The sequence below is a fragment of the Martinezella rhizogenes genome, from assembly GCF_027460065.1.
GTDB lineage: Bacteria > Pseudomonadota > Alphaproteobacteria > Rhizobiales > Rhizobiaceae > Agrobacterium > Agrobacterium rhizogenes_C.
The window spans coordinates 1-19,860 of the sequence record NZ_JAPYZZ010000019.1; the positions used below are offsets into that span (position 1 = coordinate 1).

The following is a 19,860-nucleotide window of genomic DNA, read 5'->3' on the forward strand; positions in this document are numbered from 1 at the left end:
TCCTACGACTTCCCGGGCGACGATATCCCGATCATCAAGGGTTCGGCACTTGCCGCTCTTGAAGATTCCGACAAGAAGATCGGTGAAGACGCGATCCGCGAGCTGATGGCTGCTGTTGACGCCTACATCCCGACGCCTGAGCGTCCGATCGACCAGCCGTTCCTGATGCCGATCGAAGACGTGTTCTCGATCTCGGGCCGTGGTACGGTTGTGACGGGTCGCGTTGAGCGCGGTATCGTCAAGGTTGGTGAAGAAGTCGAAATCGTCGGCATTCGTCCGACCTCGAAGACGACTGTTACCGGCGTTGAAATGTTCCGCAAGCTGCTCGACCAGGGCCAGGCTGGCGACAACATCGGTGCACTGGTTCGCGGCGTTACCCGTGACGGCGTTGAGCGTGGTCAGATCCTGTGCAAGCCGGGTTCGGTCAAGCCGCACAAGAAGTTCATGGCAGAAGCCTACATCCTGACGAAGGAAGAAGGCGGCCGTCATACGCCGTTCTTCACGAACTACCGTCCGCAGTTCTACTTCCGTACGACTGACGTTACCGGTATCGTTTCGCTTCCTGAAGGCACGGAAATGGTTATGCCGTTCGGTCAAGCCGCACAAGAAGTTCATGGCAGAAGCCTACATCCTGACGAAGGAAGAAGGCGGCCGTCATACGCCGTTCTTCACGAACTACCGTCCGCAGTTCTACTTCCGTACGACTGACGTTACCGGTATCGTTTCGCTTCCTGAAGGCACGGAAATGGTTATGCCTGGCGACAACGTCACGGTTGAAGTCGAGCTGATCGTTCCGATCGCGATGGAAGAAAAGCTGCGCTTCGCTATCCGCGAAGGTGGCCGTACCGTTGGCGCCGGCATCGTCGCTTCGATCGTCGAGTAATATCGACTTCCAAAATTCAGCCCGGCGGCGGTGTTTCAGACACCGCCGCCGGACTTTTAATAAAAAGCCTGGCGGCGTTGCATTTTTAGTGCTTGAAAAATTCGGTGAAAGCGCGTAAACGCGCACTCACACTCACCCGCTGGATTCGCAAGTCATTGCGGAGCGCGGTGTTTTAGCAATACAGACTACTGAAATGATTGGAGTGCAGGGGCATTCCTCTCGATTTTTGAAAATCTGCGGCGCCACGATCAATAGAAGTTCATGTGTTTCCGCGTGCGGAAACGAATAACAAAGAACAAGGACAAGACGAATGACCGGCCAGAATATCCGTATCCGCCTCAAGGCGTTCGATCACCGGATCCTCGATGCCTCTACCCGTGAAATCGTGTCGACCGCAAAGCGCACCGGCGCCAGCGTTCGCGGCCCGGTTCCGCTCCCCACCCGCATCGAAAAGTTTACCGTCAACCGCTCTCCTCACGTTGACAAGAAAAGCCGTGAACAGTTCGAAATGCGGACGCACAAGCGTCTTCTCGATATCGTTGACCCCACCCCGCAGACTGTCGATGCTCTTATGAAGCTCGACCTCGCTGCTGGCGTTGACGTGGAAATCAAGCTCTAAGACCCGGCCCGATCCATCCAAGGTGAGGGCTGAAATAACAAGGAAGGTACGTGGAGCAATCCAACGTCTTCCAAACCGGAGACCGGAAACATCGTGAGATGTCGAAGGGCACTCCTTAACAAAGGCCAGAGAGGGTTTTCCCTTCAAGGCTCGCAAGAGGATGAACCAATGCGTTCAGGTGTGATTGCACAGAAAGTGGGTATGACACGCGTCTATAACGACGCAGGTGAACATATCCCTGTAACAGTATTGCGACTGGATAACGTACAAGTCGTTGCCCAGCGCACGGAAGACAAGAATGGCTACACCGCAGTTCAGCTCGGTGCCGGCCAGTCCAAGGTCAAGAACACGACGAAGGCGCTTCGCGGTCATTTTGCCGCTGCCAATGTCGAACCGAAAGCCAAGCTCGTCGAGTTCCGGGTTTCCCCCGAGAACCTGATCGACATCGGTGCAACACTGACCGCAAATCATTTTCAGTCCGGCCAGCTGGTCGACGTCACTGGAACCACAATCGGTAAAGGTTTTGCCGGTGCTATGAAGCGTCACAACTTCGGTGGTGGCCGCGCTTCGCACGGTAACTCCGTATCGCACCGTGCACACGGTTCGACCGGTAACAACCAGGATCCGGGCCGCGTCTGGAAGGGCAAGCGCATGGCTGGTCATATGGGCCAGACGCGCGTTACGACCCAGAACCTTGAAGTCGTTTCGACTGATGAAGACCGTGGCCTCATCCTGGTAAAGGGTGCAGTTCCCGGTTCGAAGGGTTCCTGGATCATCGTCCGCGACGCCGTCAAGTCGGCTGCGAAGTAAGGGAGCCTTATCATGGAATTGAACGTCAAAACCCTCGAGGGAAAAGACGCCGGCAAGGTTTCTCTGTCGGATGAGATCTTCGGCCTCGACCCCCGCCAGGACATCCTGGCCCGCATGGTTCGCTGGCAGCTTGCAAAGAAGCAGCAGGGAACCCACAAGTCCAAGAACCGGTCGGAAGTTTCCCGCACCGGCGCGAAGATGTACAAGCAGAAGGGTACGGGTCGCGCTCGTCACCATTCGGCTCGCGCACCGCAGTTCCGCGGCGGCGGCAAGGCCCACGGCCCGGTCGTTCGCAGCCACGCCCATGACCTTCCCAAGAAGGTTCGTGCGCTCGCTCTGCGTCACGCTTTGTCTGCAAAGCTGAAGGCTGAAGAACTGATCATCGTCGATCAGCTCGTTGCATCCGAAGCAAAGACCAAGGCTCTGCTGGGCAGCTTCGCTTCGCTTGGCCTGACCAACGCTCTCGTTATCGGTGGCGCTGAACTTGACGGCAACTTCAAGCTCGCAGCCCAGAACATCCCGAATGTGGACGTTCTGCCGGTACAGGGCATCAATGTTTACGACATCCTGCGCCGTGGCAAGCTGGTGCTTTCCAAGGCTGCTGTAGAGGCTCTGGAGGAGCGGTTCAAATGACGGATCTTCGCCACTACGATGTGATCGTATCTCCTTCGATCACGGAAAAGTCGACGCTGGTATCCGAACAGAACCAGGTCGTATTCAACGTCGCCAAGAGCGCTTCCAAGCCTGAAATCAAGGCTGCCGTGGAAGCTCTCTTCGGTGTCAAAGTCACGGCTGTGAACACGCTTATCCGCAAGGGTAAGACCCGTCGTTTCCGTGGGTTCGCCGGTAAGCTTAAGGACGTCAAGAAAGCCGTCGTTACGCTCGCCGAAGGTCAATCCATCGACGTGTCCACCGGACTCTAAAGGTTAGGCCCAAGCGGGCAAAGACCCAAAAGGGAACAAGAATATGGCATTGAAAAGTTTCAATCCGACCACGCCGAGCCAGCGCCAGCTGGTTATCGTGGACCGCGCTTCGCTCTACAAGGGCAAGCCGGTAAAGGCTCTCACCCAGGGCCTCAGCTCCAAGGGTGGCCGTAACAACCAGGGCCGGATCACCGTCCGTTTCCAGGGTGGCGGTCACAAGCGGACCTATCGTCTGGTAGACTTCAAGCGTCGCAAGTTTGACGTTGAAGGTACCGTTGAACGTCTGGAATACGACCCCAACCGCACCGCGTTCATCGCGCTGGTTACGTATACCGACGGCGAACAGGCTTACATTCTCGCGCCACAGCGTCTTGCTGCCGGTGACAAGGTGATCGCCTCCGACAAGGCAGTGGACGTGAAGCCCGGCAACACCATGCCGCTTCAGTACATTCCGGTCGGTTCGATCATCCATAACGTCGAGATGAAGCCGGGCAAGGGCGGTCAGATCGCTCGCTCCGCCGGTACGTATGTCCAGCTCGTCGGCCGCGATGCCGGTATGGCCATCCTGCGTCTCAACTCGGGCGAACAGCGTCTGGTGCACGGCTCCTGCCTCGCATCGATCGGCGCTGTTTCGAACTCGGACCACGGCAACATCAACGACGGCAAGGCCGGTCGTTCCCGTTGGCGCGGCAAGCGTCCGCACGTTCGCGGCGTCGTCATGAACCCGGTCGACCACCCGCACGGTGGTGGTGAAGGTCGTACGTCGGGTGGTCGTCACCCGGTTACTCCGTGGGGCAAGCCCACCAAGGGCAAGCGTACACGTTCGAACAAGTCGACCGACAAGTTCATCATGCGCTCGCGCCATCAGCGTAAGAAGTAAGAGAGGTAGTCACTCATGGCTCGTTCAGTATGGAAAGGTCCGTTTGTTGACGGCTATCTTCTCACCAAGGCTGAGAAGGTGCGCGAGAGCGGACGTAACGAAGTAATCAAGATCTGGAGCCGTCGCTCCACGATCCTGCCGCAGTTCGTTGGTCTGACGTTCGGCGTCTACAACGGCAGCAAGCATGTGCCCGTCTCGGTCAACGAAGACATGGTCGGACACAAGTTCGGTGAATTCTCTCCGACCCGTACCTATTACGGTCACGGCGCGGACAAGAAGGCAAAGAGGAAGTAATCATGGCGAAGGCTAAGACCGAACGCCGGCTGAAGGACAATGAGGCTCAGGCCATTGCCCGTACGCTCCGCGTCAGCCCCCAGAAACTGAACCTGGTTGCCGCTCTTATCCGTGGCAAGAAGGTTGATCGCGCTCTCGCCGAGCTCGAATTCTCCCGCAAGCGCATTGCAGGCACCGTCAAGAAGACGCTCGAATCTGCAATTGCCAATGCGGAAAACAACCATGACCTCGACGTCGACGCTCTCGTCGTCGCCGAGGCCTATGTTGGCAAGTCCATCACCATGAAGCGTTTCCACGCTCGTGGCCGTGGTCGTGCTTCCCGCATTGAAAAGCCGTTCGCTCACCTCACGATCGTTGTTCGTGAAGTTGAGGAAAAAGGGGAGGCCGCATAATGGGTCAGAAAATCAATCCAATCGGCTTCCGCCTCGGCATCAACCGTACCTGGGATAGCCGCTGGTACGCTGACACCGCTGAATACGGCAAGCTTCTGCATGAAGACCTGAAGATCCGGGCTTACCTGATCAAGGAACTCAAGCAGGCTGGTATCGCCAAGGTCGTCATCGAGCGTCCGCACAAGAAGTGCCGCGTCACGATCCACTCGGCTCGTCCGGGTCTGATCATCGGCAAGAAGGGTGCAGACATCGAGAAGCTTCGCAAGAAGCTTTCCGAGATGACCAACTCCGAAACGCACCTCAACATCGTTGAAGTGCGCAAGCCGGAAATCGACGCTACTCTGGTAGCTCAGTCGATCGCCCAGCAGCTCGAGCGCCGCGTGGCTTTCCGCCGTGCGATGAAGCGCGCTGTTCAGTCCGCAATGCGTCTTGGCGCCGAAGGCATCAAGATCACCTGCGGCGGCCGTCTTGGTGGTGCTGAAATCGCTCGTACCGAATGGTACCGCGAAGGTCGCGTTCCGCTGCACACGCTGCGTGCGGACATCGACTACGGCACGGCTGAAGCTGAAACCGCATTCGGTATCTGCGGCATCAAGGTCTGGATCTTCAAGGGCGAAATCCTTGAGCACGATCCGATGGCTTCTGAGCGTCGCGGTCTCGAAGGCGACGCACAGGGCCCTGCAAGCCGTGAGCGTGGCGATCGTGGCGATCGTCGTCGCGAAAACGCTTGATTGACGCTGGCGAAAGATAAGCTCGGAGAAGTAAGAAAATGTTGCAGCCAAAGCGTACTAAGTACCGTAAGCAGTTCAAGGGACGCATCAAGGGCGTCGCCAAGGGCGGCTTTGACCTGGCATTCGGTGAATTCGGCTTGAAGTCGCAGGAACCGAACCGCGTGAATGCACGCGAGATCGAAGCGGCCCGCCGCGCGATCACGCGTTACATGAAGCGCGCAGGTCGTGTGTGGATCCGCGTATTCCCTGACGTTCCGGTAACGGCAAAGCCGACCGAAGTTCGTATGGGTAAGGGCAAGGGTTCGGTCGAATACTGGGCATGCAAGGTCAAGCCCGGTCGTATGATGTTCGAGATCGACGGTGTTACCGAGGAGATCGCCCGTGAGGCGCTTCGTCTCGGCGCTGCCAAGCTCTCGGTCAAGACGCGCTTCGTACAGCGCATCGCAGAGTAAGGAGCAAGGCACATGAAAGCCGATGAAGTTCGCGGCCTCAGCGCCGACCAGCTCAAGGACAAGCTCGCCGATCTGAAGAAGGAGCAGTTCAACCTGCGCTTCCAGAAGGCGACTGGCCAGCTGGAGAAGTCCTCGCGCATCAACGAAGTCCGTAAGGACATCGCCCGCGTTAAAACCATTGCCCGCCAGAAGGCGGCAGAAGCCAAGGCCTAAGGAAAAATAATATGCCGAAACGCATTCTGCAGGGCGTCGTAGTGTCCGACAAGAACGAGAAGACTGTCGTGGTCCGGGTTGAGCGTCGATTCGCTCACCCGCTCATGCAAAAGACCGTTCGTCGTTCGAAGAAGTACAAGGCACACGACGAGAACAATCAGTATAAGGTCGGCGATGTCGTTTCCATCGAGGAATGCGCACCGATCTCCAAGGACAAGCGCTGGACGGTCGTTGCCGCCCAGGCTTAATTTCATCAGAATCGCGCCAGGTCTCTTGTACTTGGCGCGGAATCCTGTATGAAGCAGCGCAAGGACGCTCGTGACCCGGGCGTCTTTTGCTTTGATGCGCACGGAAGGTCCCTCGGGAAACCACCCTGTCACGACATTTCCGCGCAAAAAAAGAGATATTCATAAGCTGGAGCAGGGGGCTCTCTCGAGAGAGAGTTTGCCCAACCGTTCCAGTAACAACAAGAAGGCGACCTGACATGATTCAGATGCAAACAAACCTCGACGTGGCGGATAATTCCGGCGCACGTCGTGTCATGTGCATCAAGGTGCTGGGCGGCTCGAAGCGCAAATATGCTTCTGTTGGCGACATTATTGTCGTTTCCATCAAGGAAGCTATTCCGCGCGGCCGCGTCAAGAAGGGCGATGTGATGAAGGCGGTTGTCGTGCGCACCGCCAAGGACATCCGCCGCGCTGACGGCAGCGTCATCCGTTTCGATAACAACGCAGCCGTTCTTATCGACAACAAGAAAGAGCCCATCGGCACCCGTATCTTCGGACCGGTTCCGCGCGAACTTCGCGCCAAGAACCATATGAAGATCATCTCGCTGGCTCCGGAAGTACTGTAAGGAGCGATAGCGATGCAAAAAATTCGTAAAGGCGACAATGTTGTCGTATTGACCGGTAAGGACAAGGGCCGTACCGGCGAAGTAATCCAGGTAATGCCGAAAGAAGACCGTGCCGTTGTGCGTGGCGTAAACATGGTGAAGCGTCACCAGCGCCAGACCCAGGCTCAGGAAGCCGGCATCATCAACAAGGAAGCATCCTTGCACATCTCCAACATCGCCATCGTCGACAAGGATGGCAAGCCGACCCGCGTTGGCTTCTCTGTTGTGGATGGCAAGAAGGTCCGCGTGGCCAAGCGTTCGGGAGAAGTGATCGATGGCTGATAAGTACGAGCCGCGTCTCAAGACGGAATACGTTTCCCGTATCCGCGGCGCCATGCAGGAGAAGTTCTCCTACGCGAACGTCATGATGATCCCCAAGCTGGACAAGATCGTCATCAACATGGGCGTTGGCGAAGCAACCGCCGATTCGAAGAAGCCAACGATTGCTGCTGGCGATCTGGCGGCAATTGCCGGTCAGAAGCCTGTCATCACCAAGGCTCGCAATTCGATCGCCGGCTTCAAGGTGCGCGAACACATGCCAATCGGCGCGAAGGTTACCCTTCGTGGCGAGCGCATGTACGAATTCCTTGATCGTCTGATCAACATCGCGCTGCCGCGCGTTCGCGACTTCCGGGGTCTGAACCCCAAGAGCTTTGACGGCCGTGGCAACTTCGCCATGGGCATCAAGGAACACATTGTGTTCCCTGAGATCAACTACGACAAGGTTGATCAGATGTGGGGCATGGACATCATCGTTTGCACGACGGCGACGTCGGACGACGAAGCTCGGGCTCTGCTTACAGAGTTCAACTTCCCGTTCCGTCACTAACCGTAACGACGAGCGTAGAAAAGGAACTCCGATATGGCGAAAACAAGCGCAGTTGAAAAGAACAAGCGCCGCCGCAAGTCGGTCGCCCAGCAGGCTACCAAGCGTGCTGCACTCAAGGCGATCGTGATGAACCAGTCCCTTCCGATCGAAGACCGGTTCAAGGCCACTCTGAAGCTCGCTTCGCTGCCGCGTGACGGCTCGAAGACGCGTATCCGCAACCGCTGCGAAGTAACGGGCCGTCCGCGCGCGTTCTATCGCAAGCTCAAGATGTCGCGTATCGCGCTTCGTGAGCTGGGCAATTCCGGCAAGGTGCCGGGCATTGTCAAGTCGAGCTGGTAAGGAGACGGGCACATGACCATGACTGATCCTTTGGGTGATATGCTCACCCGCATCCGCAATGGTGCTGCTCGCCGCAAGTCGTCGGTAAGCACCCCTGCTTCCAGCCTGCGCGCACGCGTTCTCGACGTGCTGCAGTCTGAAGGCTACATCCGCGGTTATTCCAAGGTCGATTTCGAAAACGGCAAGGCCGAATTCACGATCGAACTGAAGTACTACGAAGGCGCGTCGGTGATCCGTGAGATCGGCCGCGTGTCCAAGCCGGGCCGCCGGGTTTATGTCTCGGTAAAGTCCATTCCGCAGGTCGCGAACGGCCTCGGCATCACCATCCTTTCGACTCCGAAGGGTGTGATGGCCGATCACCAGGCTCGCGAACAGAACGTTGGTGGCGAGGTTCTTTGCTCGGTCTTCTAAGACCCGAGCAAGGATCTCCATAACGAACAGACAGGATTGAATAATGTCTCGTATCGGTAAAAAGCCCGTTCCGGTTCCAGCAGGTGTGACGGCCAATGTCGACGGCCAGAAGGTTACTGCTAAGGGCCCGAAGGGTGAACTGTTTTTCGTCGCCAATGACGACATTCAGCTGAAGCTCGAAGATAACGGCGTTTCCGTAACGCCGGCTAACGGCACCAAGGAAGCTCGCTCGAAGTGGGGCATGTCCCGCACGATGATCGAGAACATCTTCAAGGGTGTTAAGGACGGCTATGAGCGCAAGCTCGAAATCAACGGCGTTGGTTACCGTGCCGCCCTGCAGGGCAAGAACCTGCAGCTGGCTCTCGGTTTCAGCCACGACGTTGTTTACGAGCCTCCGGTCGGCATCACCATTGCCGTGCCGAAGCCGACGGAAATCATCGTTTCCGGCATCAACAAGCAGCAGGTTGGCCAGGTAGCCGCGGAAATTCGCGAATACCGCGGTCCCGAGCCCTACAAGGGCAAGGGCGTGAAGTACGCTGAAGAGCGTATTGTCCGCAAAGAAGGCAAGAAGAAGTAAGGATCACGCGAAATGGCTAGCAGGAAAGAAGCACTTGCACGTCGCGCGAGCCGTGTGCGCCGCCAGATCAAGGCGGTTGCCAATGGCCGTCCGCGCCTGTCGGTTCATCGCTCGTCGAAGAACATCTACGCCCAGATCATCGATGACGTTGCTGGCAAGACGCTTGCGTCTGCCTCCACGCTCGAAGCCGATCTGCGCAGCTCGCTCAAGACCGGCGCCGACGTTGCAGCAGCTGCTGTTGTCGGCAAGCTGGTTGCCGAGCGTGCCGTCAAGGCTGGCGTCAAGGATGTCGTTTTCGACCGTGGCGCGTTCATCTATCATGGCCGCATCAAGGCCGTGGCTGAAGCTGCCCGCGAAGGCGGTCTGAACTTCTGATCTTTTTCCGCCCGGACAATGATCCGGGCGGAATTTCACCGGGCCATGCGGATCTCTTCATCGAGGGCGCTGGTCTTTTCGTTTGCCGTTCCACCCGTAAAAGAAAAAGGACAAGGACAATGGCACAGGAAAAAAGAGGTTCTCGCGACGATCGCCAGAACCGTGAAGAGCGCGATAGCGAATTCGTCGACAAGCTGGTCGCGATCAACCGCGTTGCAAAGGTTGTTAAGGGTGGCCGTCGCTTCGGCTTCGCCGCTCTCGTCGTCGTTGGCGACCAGAAGGGCCGCGTTGGCTTCGGTCACGGCAAGGCTCGTGAAGTTCCGGAAGCTATCCGCAAGGCAACGGAAAGCGCAAAGCGCGATCTGATCTTCGTTCCGCTGCGCGATGGCCGCACGCTGCACCACGACGTCAATGGCCGTCACGGCGCAGGCAAGGTTCTGCTGCGTTCGGCCAAGGCCGGTACCGGTATCATCGCCGGTGGTCCGATGCGCGCCGTTTTCGAAACGCTCGGCGTTCATGACGTTGTTGCGAAGTCGACCGGTTCGTCGAACCCGTACAACATGGTTCGCGCCACGTTCGACGCGCTGAAGCATCAGGTTCATCCGAAGGACATCGCTGCACAGCGTGGTCTGAAATATGCGACCCTTCAGGCTCGCCGTGCCGCTTCCGGCAACGCTTCTGAAGAATAAGGAGCTGGATCATGGCCAAGAAAACTACTGAAGCCAAGAAGACTGTCACGGTCGAACAGATCGGCAGCCCTATTCGCCGCCCGGCAATCCAGCGTCAGACGCTGGTCGGTCTGGGTCTCAACAAGATGCATCGTCAGCGCACCCTGGAAGATACTCCGGCGGTTCGCGGCATGATCCGTGCGGTCCAGCATCTCGTTCGCGTCGTTGACGAGAAGTGAGACGGAGTAACCTATCATGAAACTCAATGAAATCAGAGATAACGAAGGCTCCTCCAAGGACCGTATCCGCGTAGGTCGCGGTATCGGTTCCGGCAAGGGCAAGACCGGTGGTCGCGGTGTGAAGGGTCAGAAGGCTCGTTCGGGCGTCGCCATCAACGGTTTTGAAGGCGGTCAGATGCCTATCTACCGTCGCCTGCCGAAGCGTGGCTTTAACAACATTTTCGGTTCCGAATATGCTGTTGTGTCGCTCGGCCGCATTCAGACCGCTATCGACGCCAAGAAGCTTGACGCTTCCGCAACGATCGATGCTGCTGCCCTCAAGGCTGCCGGCGTCATCCGTCGCGTCAAGGACGGCGTACGCATTCTGGCCGACGGCGAGCTGAAGGCCAAGGTTGCCTTCGAAGTTGCCGGCGCTTCCAAGCCCGCGCTCGAAAAGATTGAGAAGGCCGGCGGCTCGATCAAGCTTCTCGTGGTTGCAGCTGAAGCTTCCGAGTAATATATAGACTTCAGACGCCCGGGGCACGTCGCCCCGGGCGTTTGCGCTTCCTGGCCACTGGTGCTTTCGATCTAAATCGATTTATAGAGGCATCAGGGCAATCTCTTCGCGGTGTGCTTTCACGGCCCCGCTTGCGGCAGAAAGTGCTGCAGGGAGAGCCTCACAGTTCTTGAACTTCCGTAGGGGAGGGGATAGGACATAAAAAACAGGGTGAGGCATGATGGCGGTCGAGAACCGCATTCGTCCGAAGCCCGGTTTTGACCGGTATCTTTTAGACCTTTCCGCATTGGCCGGTATTGCTGGCTGGCAAGGGTCATTCGGAGAAATTTATGGCTTCAGCAGCGGAACAACTGGCTTCGAACCTGAATTTTTCGACCTTCGCTAAGGCGGAGGATCTGAAAAAGCGTCTCTGGTTTACTCTTGCCGCACTTCTCGTCTACCGTCTCGGCACCCATATTCCGCTTCCGGGCCTGAACCCCGAAGCCTATGCGCAGGCCTTCCGTGGCCAGGCCAACGGTATTCTCGGTCTTTTCAACATGTTTGCGGGTGGCGCCGTCGAGCGCATGGCGATCTTCGCCCTCGGCATCATGCCTTACATCTCCGCTTCGATCATCGTGCAGCTCATGACCTCGGTCGTGCCATCGCTCGAAGCGTTGAAGAAGGAAGGCGAAGCCGGCCGCAAGATCATCAACCAGTACACCCGCTACGGCACGGTGCTGCTCGGCACGCTGCAGGCCTATGGCATTGCGGTCGGCCTTGAAAGCGGCAATGGTCTCGTGGTCGATCCGGGCATGTTCTTCCGTATTTCCACCGTCATCACGCTGCTCGGCGGCACGATGTTCCTGATGTGGCTCGGCGAGCAGATCACCTCACGTGGTATCGGCAACGGTATTTCGCTGATCATCTTCGCGGGCATCGCAGCAGGCCTGCCCAAGGCTCTGGCCGGCACGCTGGAACTCGGTCGTACCGGTGCGCTGTCGACCCCGCTCATCCTGATGGTCGTCATCGTGGCGATCGGCGTCATTGCCCTCATCGTCTTCGTGGAGCGCGCCCAGCGCCGTCTCCTCATACAATATCCGAAGCGACAGGTCGGCAACCGGATGTTCCAGGGCGATACCTCGCATCTGCCGCTGAAGCTCAACACGGCCGGCGTCATTCCCGCGATCTTCGCATCGTCGCTGCTGCTCCTGCCGGCAACGGCGGCAGGTTTTGCCGGTAACACCAACCTGCCGACCTGGGCGACCTCGATCATCGCGTCGCTGCAGCATGGTCAGCCGTTGTTCATGGCGCTCTACGGCCTGCTGATCGCGTTCTTCGCGTTCTTCTACACGGCAATCGTGTTCAATCCGAAGGATACGGCCGACAATCTCAAGAAGCATGGTGGCTTCATTCCGGGTATCCGTCCGGGCGAGCGCACCGCGGAGTACATCGATTACGTCCTGACCCGCATTACCGTGGTCGGCGCGATTTATCTGGTCTTCGTGTGTATCCTTCCTGAGACACTTATCGCACGTACGGGTATTCCGTTAGCCCTTGGTGGTACTTCGCTTTTGATCGTTGTCAGTGTAACTCTGGATACGGTTGCGCAGATTCAGGGTCACCTGATCGCCCAGCAATATGAAGGTCTGATCAAGAAGTCGAAGTTGCGTGGAGGAAAGAGGGGACGATGAGACTGATATTTTTGGGTCCGCCGGGTGCGGGCAAGGGAACCCAGGCCAAGCGGCTGACTGATAAGTACGGGATCCCGCAGCTTTCCACCGGTGACATGCTTCGCGCTGCGGTCAGCGCGGGCACCGAAATCGGCAAGCGCGCCAAGGCCGTCATGGACGCCGGCGGGCTGGTTTCCGACGATATCGTCAATCAGATCGTTTCCGAACGCATCGAAGCACCGGATTGTGCCAAGGGCTTTATTCTTGACGGCTATCCGCGCACCGTTCCGCAGGCCAAGGCGCTTGCCGACAACATGCGCAAGAAGAATCAGGTTCTCGATGCCGTCATCGAACTGAAGGTGGATGAAGAGGCGTTGATTCGCCGAATCGAAAACCGTGTGGCTGAAACCATTGCCGCTGGCGGCACGGTTCGCTCGGATGACAATCCGGAAGCTTTCCGCAAGCGCCTGACGGAGTATCGCGAGAAGACCGCGCCGCTCTCCGCCCATTATAGCGAACAGGGCGAGCTGGTGACGCTGGATGGTATGGCTGATGTCGATGCCGTCACCGAGGCCATCGAGCGCGTTCTCGAGAAAGCCTCTGCCTGATCGACGGAGCGGATGGGCAAGCGCTGTTGCGTTCTTGCCCACATCGCGCTTTCGCATGACGGCTGATCCTCTGGATCGCAAAAGAATCTTGGCGGAGCCGGTTGCTTTTTTGCGCTGATTCCGTTAAACACCGCGCCAACTCGCGACATCCCAAGCGACTGGCGCGGATTTCCCTAAAGGGAGGGAGATCCGGGTTCAGTCGTTTTGACTTGTCACGGACATCAATTTGAACTGGCGGTCTTGTTGGCCGCTCGAATGGAATCACCACTTGCCGGATGGCAACTGGAACCAAGGAGAAAAGACGTGGCACGTATCGCTGGCGTCAACATCCCGACTGCGAAGCGCGTTGTTATTGCGCTGACCTACATTCACGGGATTGGTCCGAAATTCGCGCAGGAAATCATGGACAAGGTCGGTCTTCCGGCTGACAAGCGCGTTCATCAGCTGACGGATGCTGAAGTTCTTCAGATCCGCGAAGCCATCGACCGCGACTATCAGGTCGAAGGTGACCTGCGTCGTGAGACCTCGATGAACATCAAGCGTCTGATGGACCTCGGTTGCTACCGCGGCCTGCGTCACCGTCGTGGCCTTCCGGTCCGCGGTCAGCGCACGCACACCAACGCCCGCACCCGCAAGGGTCCGGCGAAGGCTATCGCTGGTAAGAAGAAGTAATTTTCCGGTTCTCCGGAAAGGGGAGGCTGGTGCAGTCCGCGCCAGCCTTTCTGAGTTTGGCGAAAAGCTCGAATACGGGCTGATCGCCGGTGTAGCCGCTGGTGTTACGGCGGTGAAGAGATCAATGAAAGGTATAACATGGCCAAGGAAGCCGCACGCGTCCGTCGTCGCGAACGCAAAAATATCACGTCTGGCGTCGCGCACGTCAACTCGACCTTCAACAACACGATGATCACCATCACCGACGCACAGGGCAATGCTATTGCCTGGTCGTCCGCTGGTGCCAAGGGCTTCAAGGGTTCGCGCAAGTCGACCCCGTTCGCTGCCCAGATCGCTGCTGAAGATTGCGCGAAGAAGGCTCAGGAACACGGCATGAAGTCGCTTGAAGTTGAAGTTTGCGGTCCGGGTTCCGGCCGTGAATCGGCACTTCGCGCTCTGCAGGCTGCCGGTTTCATGATCACTTCCATTCGCGACGTGACGCCGATCCCGCACAATGGTTGCCGTCCGCGCAAGAAGCGCCGCGTCTGACGCGACCGTGGTTCGGAAATTCCGCCTTACCTCAGGTCTGGCGGAATTTTCGTGTATCTGGCGTGTGCGCGTCGATTTCGATCGACGGACTTGCGCTCAAGAACCCACTGATGAACCACTGAATTAGGTTCCTCTCGGTGTTTTCATGCTCGGTCCGTCACGATTGGATGGTGGCGGCGAACGGAAGGTTTAAAGATGATTCAGAAGAACTGGCAGGAACTTATCAAGCCGAACAAGGTCGAGTTCACCTCGTCCAGCCGCACCAAGGCAACGCTGGTTGCCGAGCCGCTGGAACGTGGTTTCGGTCTTACCCTCGGCAACGCGCTGCGTCGCGTTCTGTTGTCTTCTCTGCGTGGCGCCGCTGTAACGGCCGTGCAGATCGACGGTGTCCTGCATGAATTCTCCTCCATCCCCGGCGTTCGGGAAGATGTGACGGATATCGTGCTCAACATCAAGGAAATCGCCATCAAGATGGACGGCGATGATTCCAAGCGCATGGTCGTGCGCAAGCAGGGTCCGGGTGCCGTAACTGCTGGTGATATCCAGACGGTTGGCGACATCGAGATCCTGAACCCCGACCACGTAATCTGCACGCTCGACGAAGGCGCTGAAATCCGCATGGAATTCACTGTCAACAACGGCAAGGGTTACGTACCGGCTGAGCGCAACCGCGCGGAAGATGCGCCGATCGGCCTCATTCCGGTGGACAGCCTCTATTCTCCGGTCAAGAAAGTGTCCTACAAGGTGGAAAACACCCGTGAAGGTCAGGTTCTCGACTATGACAAGCTGATCATGACGATCGAGACCAACGGTTCGGTTTCCGGCGAAGACGCCGTTGCCTTCGCCGCTCGCATTCTTCAGGACCAGCTGGGCGTCTTCGTCAACTTCGACGAGCCGCAGAAGGAAGCAGAAGAAGAATCGGTTACCGAACTCGCGTTCAACCCGGCGCTTCTCAAGAAGGTCGACGAGCTGGAGCTGTCGGTTCGTTCGGCTAACTGCCTGAAGAACGACAACATCGTTTATATCGGCGACCTGATCCAGAAGACCGAAGCCGAAATGCTCCGCACGCCGAACTTTGGTCGCAAGTCGCTGAACGAAATCAAGGAAGTTCTCGCTTCCATGGGTCTGCACCTCGGCATGGAAGTGCCGGCATGGCCGCCAGAGAACATCGAAGATCTCGCAAAGCGTTACGAAGACCAGTACTAACAATCAAAAAGGCAGACCCTTTAAAGACTGCCTTTCCCCGTCAAACAGCAGATAAGTCATCTGCATGTGCCAGGAAACGGCAGGCCTTAGAGAAGGAACCTGCGTAGAAGGAGAATAGCAATGCGCCACGGTAATTCAGGCCGCAAGCTCAATAGAACCGCCAGCCACCGCAAGGCAATGTTTGCCAACATGGCTGCTTCGCTCATTACCCATGAGCAGATCGTTACCACCCTTCCGAAGGCGAAGGAAATCCGCCCGATCGTCGAGCGTCTCGTGACGCTGGGCAAGCGCGGCGACCTGCACGCTCGTCGTCAGGCGATCTCGCAGATCAAGGATCAGGACGCCGTTCGCAAGCTGTTCGACGCGATCGCTTCGCGTTACGCAACCCGCAATGGCGGCTACCTGCGTATCATGAAGGCCGGCTACCGCCAGGGCGACAACGCGGCTCTCGCCGTCGTTGAATTCGTCGAGCGCGACGTTGATGCCAAGGGCGCAGCCGACAAGGCTCGCGTTGCCGCTGAAGCTGCTGCTGCCGAAGCCGCATAAGGTCTGACGCCGTTCAGGCGTCATGAGTTTAAAAGCCGGGTGAGAGATCGCCCGGCTTTTTTGTTGAAATGGGCTTCAGGAGCGGCGCTGATAGTAGTCGTCTTTGCCGTCGTCGCCTTCGATCAATTCGACGGTCCGGTTAAGAAGCCATCTAATTCCCTTACCTTCGGCGCCAAATTCAGCATTGGATGTGTTCCAAAGATCTCCAATCAGGCTGTCAGGCGTGTCAGAGCGCAATATTGACGATAGAAATGCATTGAGTTCATTCCGCTCGTTTTTGGTCAGGTGGTACAAGCCAAAAAGTAATACGCGATCCAAGCTCTCGAACATTTCGAAGTCCTGGATCATATAGCCTGTAAATTTCAGGAACACGGGTGCGGGTGTGATGGTCTTTTTCACGATATCGTCGTTCCCAATCCCGTGAAAAAAGTTAACGTCTTCTCCAGACGCATTTCCTTAGCAAGTGTCCCCCATCTGCTTTATGACGGGACCAGAAGATGCCGATGAATAGCTCATCTATCTCACTCCGGAACGTGAATACGGGCCTTGATGTGCTTGAGTTGCGCGACAATCGTAAACGTCATGATGACCAGCAGCGACCACGAACTCCACTTGCCGATATGCACCACGGACCAGGCGCCGATCTGATCGGGGTATTTCCAGATACCGAAGAATGTGGAGATGTTTTCCGCCAGCCAGACGAAAAACCCTATCAGGACGAATGAGAGAAGCAGCGGCATCTTTCGATCCCGATCATAGGGGCGGTAGACCACCGTTGCGCGGGAATAGAGGCCGATGGCGCAGGCGGCGATGTACCAGCGGTAATCGCCGATGAAGTGGTGGGTGAAGAAGTTGGCGTAGATGGCGATGCCGATCAGCGTTGCCATCCAATAGGTGGGATAGTGGCGAATGCGCACATCCAGCAGGCGCCATGCCTGAATGATGTAGCTGCCAACGGCGGCGTACATGAAGCCGGAAAAGAGCGGCACGCCGAGGACCTTGCTATAGGCGAAGTCGGGATAAGACCAGGACTGGATGGCGCTTGATGTCTTGAACACCTCCAGCGCGAAACCGACGATATGGAACAGCAGGATGGCCTTGGCCTCGTCAAGCGTTTCCAGCCTGCTCCAGATCATGAAGAACTGGATGCCGAGCGCGATGATCAGCAGCACGTCATAACGCGGAATGCCAAATAGCCCGGCATGCGGCACGACGAAGATGGAGATGAAAAACAACCCCGCAAACAGGCAGGCACGGGCTTCCTTGATGCCGAAATAGAGAAACTCGACGATAAAGCGCCTGATGCCCTTGAGTTCGCCCCAAGGATAGGTATCGCACAGAAGATTGTCCAAAACGGAGAGGCGGGTTGCGGCTGGACGTGTTGCTGTGCTCATGTTCGCGCCTCGATTTGCATCTTTCACGTCTCATACGAAAACCCGAGGGAGCCCGCATGGGCCTGCCAAGCCTATCCCAGTCTTATTTTGCCCGCTTCCGGCTTTTCGCGGCCGCGGTGATGGTGATCGTTTGCGGTCTTTGCTTGCGGGCGTTCGGCTACGAGGTGGGATTGCCGTTCGTGGCGGTAAAATATGGCGGATCCGTGCTCTGGGGAGCGATGGTCTATCTGCTGCTGGCGACCGTCCTTCCGTCCCGCTGGCACGGTTACGAGGTTCACATCGCCGTTTTCGTCGTTGTTGTCGTGGAGCTGATCCGGCTCGTTCATTTCCCGGCACTGGATGCGTTTCGCGCAACGGCGGCCGGAGCTTTGCTGCTCGGCCGCGTTTTTTCCGCGTGGAATATCGTCTGTTATATCGGCGGGATCGCGGTGGCGTCGTTTACGTTCGGACGGGCCTTGCACGCTTATTCCTCTTCATCGTCATGATCGAGGGCCGCACCAGCCGATAGCCCAGCAAGACAACCATGGTGCTGATATAAAACACCGGCTCCAGCGTGATCGATTTCCGCGCCAGCACGAAATGCAGCACGCCGACGATGAGGACGAGATAAACGAGCTTGTGCAGTGTGTTCCAGCGGCTGCCGAGCTTGCGGATGGACCAGCGGTTGGAGGTGAGCGCAAGCGGCGTGAGCATGACAAGCCCGGCCATGCCGAGCATGATGTAGGGACGTTTGAGAATGTCGCCGGCAATGGAGCCGAGCATCAGGCCGCGATCCAGCACCAGATAGACGGTGAAATGGGCGAGCACATAATAAAAGGCGATCAGGCCCAGCGCCCGGCGATAGGCGATGAGGTTGATGTTGAAGAGATCGCGCAGCGGCGTCACCAGCAGGCCGAGGCACAAAAACCGCAGAGCCCAGATACCGAGCAGGTGCTCGAAATCCTTGACCGGGTTGAAGCCGAGGCCACCGGTTGCGGCGAGGTAGAAATACCAGAGGCCGGGACAGAGGCCGATGAGATACAGCGACCAGATGGCCGCCGGCTGGTAACGCTTGGGCAGCGACGGAAGAGGCAAGGCAAAGGCCATGATCAGTAATTCGCTTTCAGATCCATGCCGGAATAGAGGTTTGCCACCTCGTCATAACCGTTGAACATCAGGGTAGGGCGGTTCTGCGTGCCGAAAAAGCCGCCTTCGCCGATGCGTTGTTCAGTCGCCTGGCTCCAGCGAGGATGGTCCACATGCGGATTGACGTTGGAATAGAAGCCATATTCGCGGGCATTGGAGTTTTTCCAGGTCGTTTCCGGCTGCTTTTCAACAAGCGAAATCCGCACGATAGATTTGATACCCTTGAAACCGTATTTCCACGGGACCACGAGGCGAATCGGCGCGCCGTTCTGGTTTGGCAGCGTTTCTCCATAAAGCCCGACGGCAAGAATGGTCAGCGGATGGCGCGCTTCATCGAGACGCAGGCCCTCGACATAGGGCCAGGACAGAGGCTGGAACAAGCCGCTTTGGCCGGGCATTTCGTCGGGCCGCACGACGGTTTCGAAGGCGACATATTTTGCGCTGCCAAGCGGCTCTACCTTATCGAGCAGCGTGGCGAGCGGGAAACCGATCCAGGGAATGACCATCGACCAGCCTTCGACGCAGCGCATGCGATAGGTGCGCTCCTCCAGCGGATATTTCATCAGCTCTTCGATGCCGAATTCCTGCGGCTTGGAAACGAGGCCATCCACCTTCACCGTCCAGGGCGTCGGCTTGAACTTGCCGGAATTCTCCTTCGGATCGGATTTGCCGACACCGAATTCGTAAAAATTATTGTAGCTGGTAACGGCGTCGAGCGGGGTGAGTTTTTCATCCAGCTTGTATGCACCGGCCTTGGCGGAGAGTGGCGCGGCAATGGCATCGCGGCCGGCCAATCCAATGGCGGCAAGACCCGCCGCCGTTCCGAGGAAGTTGCGTCGGGACAGATAAAAGGATTTGGGCGTTATCTCTGAAGACTCGATATGGGGTGGACGATAGGCGGGCATAAGAACCTCCATAAAAGCCGGGTGCATCGGCTATAAATCGATTATGATAGCCAATACGGTCGCTGCACAGATATGTTTCAGCGCACTGCGGAAAAATAACGCCGAACAGGTGGTAATCGCGCATTTGTGATGGCGTGTCGTTTGCCGATGGTGCTGAATAGAAAGCGTACCGTACCGAACCGTACTGTTTTGCCCGAAGGTGAC

General features: G+C 57.4%; 33 protein-coding genes and 2 pseudogenes. 31 read left to right on the forward strand and 4 right to left on the reverse strand.

The features are described 5' to 3' along the window. The 30 genes and pseudogenes from O8B93_RS22745 to rplQ all read left to right on the forward strand — a co-directional run. Positions 1 to 612: pseudogene (locus O8B93_RS22745) on the forward strand (EF-Tu C-terminal domain-related protein); the annotation flags it as partial. Further along, positions 590 to 883, forward strand: a pseudogene (locus O8B93_RS22750) (EF-Tu C-terminal domain-related protein); the annotation flags it as partial. The pseudogenes O8B93_RS22745 and O8B93_RS22750, both read left to right, overlap by 23 nt. A 310-nt stretch (positions 884 to 1,193) precedes the next feature. Then, the gene (gene rpsJ, locus O8B93_RS22755) at positions 1,194 to 1,502 is read left to right on the forward strand and encodes a 30S ribosomal protein S10 (protein ID WP_003495158.1); all 309 of its coding nucleotides are present in this window, start codon (positions 1,194 to 1,196) and stop codon (positions 1,500 to 1,502) included. Positions 1,503 to 1,670: 168 nt separating this feature from the next. Then, the gene (gene rplC, locus O8B93_RS22760; protein WP_003507769.1) at positions 1,671 to 2,312 is read left to right on the forward strand and encodes a 50S ribosomal protein L3; all 642 of its coding nucleotides are present in this window, start codon (positions 1,671 to 1,673) and stop codon (positions 2,310 to 2,312) included. A 12-nt stretch (positions 2,313 to 2,324) separates the two neighbouring features. Continuing rightward, positions 2,325 to 2,945, forward strand: coding sequence for a 50S ribosomal protein L4 (gene rplD, locus O8B93_RS22765; protein WP_003495173.1), 621 nt, complete (start codon positions 2,325 to 2,327; stop codon positions 2,943 to 2,945). After that, complete coding sequence (locus O8B93_RS22770) at positions 2,942 to 3,235, forward strand: 50S ribosomal protein L23 (RefSeq protein WP_003495178.1); 294 nt, start codon at positions 2,942 to 2,944, stop codon at positions 3,233 to 3,235. Before rplD ends, O8B93_RS22770 begins: the two co-directional genes overlap by 4 nt. A 43-nt stretch (positions 3,236 to 3,278) precedes the next feature. Further along, positions 3,279 to 4,115, forward strand: coding sequence for a 50S ribosomal protein L2 (gene rplB, locus O8B93_RS22775; RefSeq protein WP_003507771.1), 837 nt, complete (start codon positions 3,279 to 3,281; stop codon positions 4,113 to 4,115). A gap of 15 nt (positions 4,116 to 4,130) precedes the next feature. Further along, positions 4,131 to 4,409 (forward strand): 30S ribosomal protein S19, encoded by a 279-nt coding sequence (gene rpsS, locus O8B93_RS22780; RefSeq protein ID WP_003507772.1) that lies wholly within the window; start codon positions 4,131 to 4,133, stop codon positions 4,407 to 4,409. Positions 4,410 to 4,411: 2 nt separating this feature from the next. Then, positions 4,412 to 4,801 (forward strand): 50S ribosomal protein L22, encoded by a 390-nt coding sequence (gene rplV, locus O8B93_RS22785; protein WP_006313972.1) that lies wholly within the window; start codon positions 4,412 to 4,414, stop codon positions 4,799 to 4,801. After that, positions 4,801 to 5,532, forward strand: coding sequence for a 30S ribosomal protein S3 (rpsC, locus tag O8B93_RS22790; protein ID WP_004442600.1), 732 nt, complete (start codon positions 4,801 to 4,803; stop codon positions 5,530 to 5,532). Before rplV ends, rpsC begins: the two co-directional genes overlap by 1 nt. Positions 5,533 to 5,570: 38 nt before the next feature. Further along, positions 5,571 to 5,984, forward strand: coding sequence for a 50S ribosomal protein L16 (gene rplP / locus O8B93_RS22795; protein WP_006313973.1), 414 nt, complete (start codon positions 5,571 to 5,573; stop codon positions 5,982 to 5,984). Between the two features lie 12 nt (positions 5,985 to 5,996). Then, a complete protein-coding gene (gene rpmC / locus O8B93_RS22800; RefSeq protein ID WP_003495193.1) occupies positions 5,997 to 6,197 on the forward strand; it encodes a 50S ribosomal protein L29 in 201 nt (66 codons plus the stop codon). A gap of 11 nt (positions 6,198 to 6,208) precedes the next feature. Continuing rightward, the gene (gene rpsQ / locus O8B93_RS22805; RefSeq protein WP_006313974.1) at positions 6,209 to 6,445 is read left to right on the forward strand and encodes a 30S ribosomal protein S17; all 237 of its coding nucleotides are present in this window, start codon (positions 6,209 to 6,211) and stop codon (positions 6,443 to 6,445) included. Between the two features lie 236 nt (positions 6,446 to 6,681). Then, positions 6,682 to 7,050 (forward strand): 50S ribosomal protein L14, encoded by a 369-nt coding sequence (rplN, locus tag O8B93_RS22810; RefSeq protein WP_003495199.1) that lies wholly within the window; start codon positions 6,682 to 6,684, stop codon positions 7,048 to 7,050. 12 nt (positions 7,051 to 7,062) lie between these two features. Further along, positions 7,063 to 7,371 carry a 50S ribosomal protein L24 gene (rplX, locus tag O8B93_RS22815; protein ID WP_006313975.1) on the forward strand — a complete coding sequence of 103 codons (309 nt, stop codon included), beginning with the start codon at positions 7,063 to 7,065 and terminating at the stop codon, positions 7,369 to 7,371. After that, positions 7,364 to 7,918, forward strand: coding sequence for a 50S ribosomal protein L5 (gene rplE, locus O8B93_RS22820; RefSeq protein WP_006313976.1), 555 nt, complete (start codon positions 7,364 to 7,366; stop codon positions 7,916 to 7,918). Before rplX ends, rplE begins: the two co-directional genes overlap by 8 nt. 33 nt (positions 7,919 to 7,951) lie before the next feature. Then, a complete protein-coding gene (gene rpsN / locus O8B93_RS22825) occupies positions 7,952 to 8,257 on the forward strand; it encodes a 30S ribosomal protein S14 (RefSeq protein ID WP_003495202.1) in 306 nt (101 codons plus the stop codon). A 12-nt stretch (positions 8,258 to 8,269) separates the two neighbouring features. Then, entirely contained in the window at positions 8,270 to 8,668 is a 399-nt protein-coding gene (rpsH, locus tag O8B93_RS22830; protein WP_006313978.1) for a 30S ribosomal protein S8, read from the forward strand. Between the two features lie 43 nt (positions 8,669 to 8,711). Beyond that, positions 8,712 to 9,245 carry a 50S ribosomal protein L6 gene (gene rplF / locus O8B93_RS22835; RefSeq protein ID WP_006313979.1) on the forward strand — a complete coding sequence of 178 codons (534 nt, stop codon included), beginning with the start codon at positions 8,712 to 8,714 and terminating at the stop codon, positions 9,243 to 9,245. Positions 9,246 to 9,257: 12 nt separating this feature from the next. Then, positions 9,258 to 9,620: a 50S ribosomal protein L18 gene (gene rplR, locus O8B93_RS22840; protein WP_269712152.1), complete on the forward strand. Its 363-nt coding sequence runs from the start codon at positions 9,258 to 9,260 to the stop codon at positions 9,618 to 9,620. Between the two features lie 119 nt (positions 9,621 to 9,739). Continuing rightward, positions 9,740 to 10,309 carry a 30S ribosomal protein S5 gene (rpsE, locus tag O8B93_RS22845; protein WP_003495208.1) on the forward strand — a complete coding sequence of 190 codons (570 nt, stop codon included), beginning with the start codon at positions 9,740 to 9,742 and terminating at the stop codon, positions 10,307 to 10,309. An 11-nt stretch (positions 10,310 to 10,320) separates the two neighbouring features. Then, positions 10,321 to 10,527, forward strand: a complete 207-nt coding sequence (rpmD, locus tag O8B93_RS22850; protein WP_003495212.1) for a 50S ribosomal protein L30 — start codon at positions 10,321 to 10,323, stop codon at positions 10,525 to 10,527. Between the two features lie 16 nt (positions 10,528 to 10,543). Beyond that, positions 10,544 to 11,023: a 50S ribosomal protein L15 gene (gene rplO / locus O8B93_RS22855; RefSeq protein WP_046798172.1), complete on the forward strand. Its 480-nt coding sequence runs from the start codon at positions 10,544 to 10,546 to the stop codon at positions 11,021 to 11,023. A gap of 217 nt (positions 11,024 to 11,240) precedes the next feature. Continuing rightward, the gene (locus O8B93_RS22860; protein WP_269712153.1) at positions 11,241 to 11,408 is read left to right on the forward strand and encodes a hypothetical protein; all 168 of its coding nucleotides are present in this window, start codon (positions 11,241 to 11,243) and stop codon (positions 11,406 to 11,408) included. Further along, positions 11,353 to 12,693 carry a preprotein translocase subunit SecY gene (gene secY / locus O8B93_RS22865; protein ID WP_174008780.1) on the forward strand — a complete coding sequence of 447 codons (1,341 nt, stop codon included), beginning with the start codon at positions 11,353 to 11,355 and terminating at the stop codon, positions 12,691 to 12,693. Before O8B93_RS22860 ends, secY begins: the two co-directional genes overlap by 56 nt. Next, positions 12,690 to 13,280 (forward strand): adenylate kinase, encoded by a 591-nt coding sequence (locus O8B93_RS22870; RefSeq protein WP_269712154.1) that lies wholly within the window; start codon positions 12,690 to 12,692, stop codon positions 13,278 to 13,280. Before secY ends, O8B93_RS22870 begins: the two co-directional genes overlap by 4 nt. Positions 13,281 to 13,583: 303 nt before the next feature. Continuing rightward, positions 13,584 to 13,952 (forward strand): 30S ribosomal protein S13, encoded by a 369-nt coding sequence (gene rpsM, locus O8B93_RS22875; protein ID WP_003516122.1) that lies wholly within the window; start codon positions 13,584 to 13,586, stop codon positions 13,950 to 13,952. Positions 13,953 to 14,090: 138 nt separating this feature from the next. Continuing rightward, positions 14,091 to 14,480, forward strand: a complete 390-nt coding sequence (gene rpsK, locus O8B93_RS22880) for a 30S ribosomal protein S11 (protein ID WP_003495225.1) — start codon at positions 14,091 to 14,093, stop codon at positions 14,478 to 14,480. A gap of 195 nt (positions 14,481 to 14,675) precedes the next feature. Then, positions 14,676 to 15,686 (forward strand): DNA-directed RNA polymerase subunit alpha, encoded by a 1,011-nt coding sequence (locus O8B93_RS22885; protein WP_045017096.1) that lies wholly within the window; start codon positions 14,676 to 14,678, stop codon positions 15,684 to 15,686. A gap of 120 nt (positions 15,687 to 15,806) precedes the next feature. After that, positions 15,807 to 16,232 (forward strand): 50S ribosomal protein L17, encoded by a 426-nt coding sequence (gene rplQ / locus O8B93_RS22890; RefSeq protein WP_006313985.1) that lies wholly within the window; start codon positions 15,807 to 15,809, stop codon positions 16,230 to 16,232. 75 nt (positions 16,233 to 16,307) lie between these two features. Here the strand turns inward: rplQ and O8B93_RS22895 are convergent, their stop codons facing one another. Together O8B93_RS22895 and O8B93_RS22900 are read right to left on the reverse strand one after the other, a co-directional pair. Then, positions 16,308 to 16,631 (reverse strand): hypothetical protein, encoded by a 324-nt coding sequence (locus O8B93_RS22895; RefSeq protein WP_269712155.1) that lies wholly within the window; start codon positions 16,629 to 16,631, stop codon positions 16,308 to 16,310. A gap of 122 nt (positions 16,632 to 16,753) precedes the next feature. Beyond that, the gene (locus O8B93_RS22900; RefSeq protein ID WP_269712156.1) at positions 16,754 to 17,626 is read right to left on the reverse strand and encodes a DUF817 domain-containing protein; all 873 of its coding nucleotides are present in this window, start codon (positions 17,624 to 17,626) and stop codon (positions 16,754 to 16,756) included. Positions 17,627 to 17,682: 56 nt separating this feature from the next. On the opposite strand from O8B93_RS22900, the gene O8B93_RS22905 reads away from it, so the two are divergent. Further along, entirely contained in the window at positions 17,683 to 18,111 is a 429-nt protein-coding gene (locus O8B93_RS22905; RefSeq protein WP_269712207.1) for a ribosomal maturation YjgA family protein, read from the forward strand. Here the strand turns inward: O8B93_RS22905 and msrQ are convergent. Both msrQ and msrP read right to left on the reverse strand, forming a co-directional pair. Next, a complete protein-coding gene (gene msrQ / locus O8B93_RS22910; protein ID WP_269712157.1) occupies positions 18,065 to 18,712 on the reverse strand; it encodes a protein-methionine-sulfoxide reductase heme-binding subunit MsrQ in 648 nt (215 codons plus the stop codon). The two genes, O8B93_RS22905 and msrQ, sit on opposite strands and share 47 nt — an antisense overlap. Positions 18,713 to 18,714: 2 nt before the next feature. Continuing rightward, positions 18,715 to 19,656, reverse strand: a complete 942-nt coding sequence (msrP, locus tag O8B93_RS22915) for a protein-methionine-sulfoxide reductase catalytic subunit MsrP (RefSeq protein ID WP_269712158.1) — start codon at positions 19,654 to 19,656, stop codon at positions 18,715 to 18,717. Between the last annotated feature and the right edge of the window lie 204 nt (positions 19,657 to 19,860).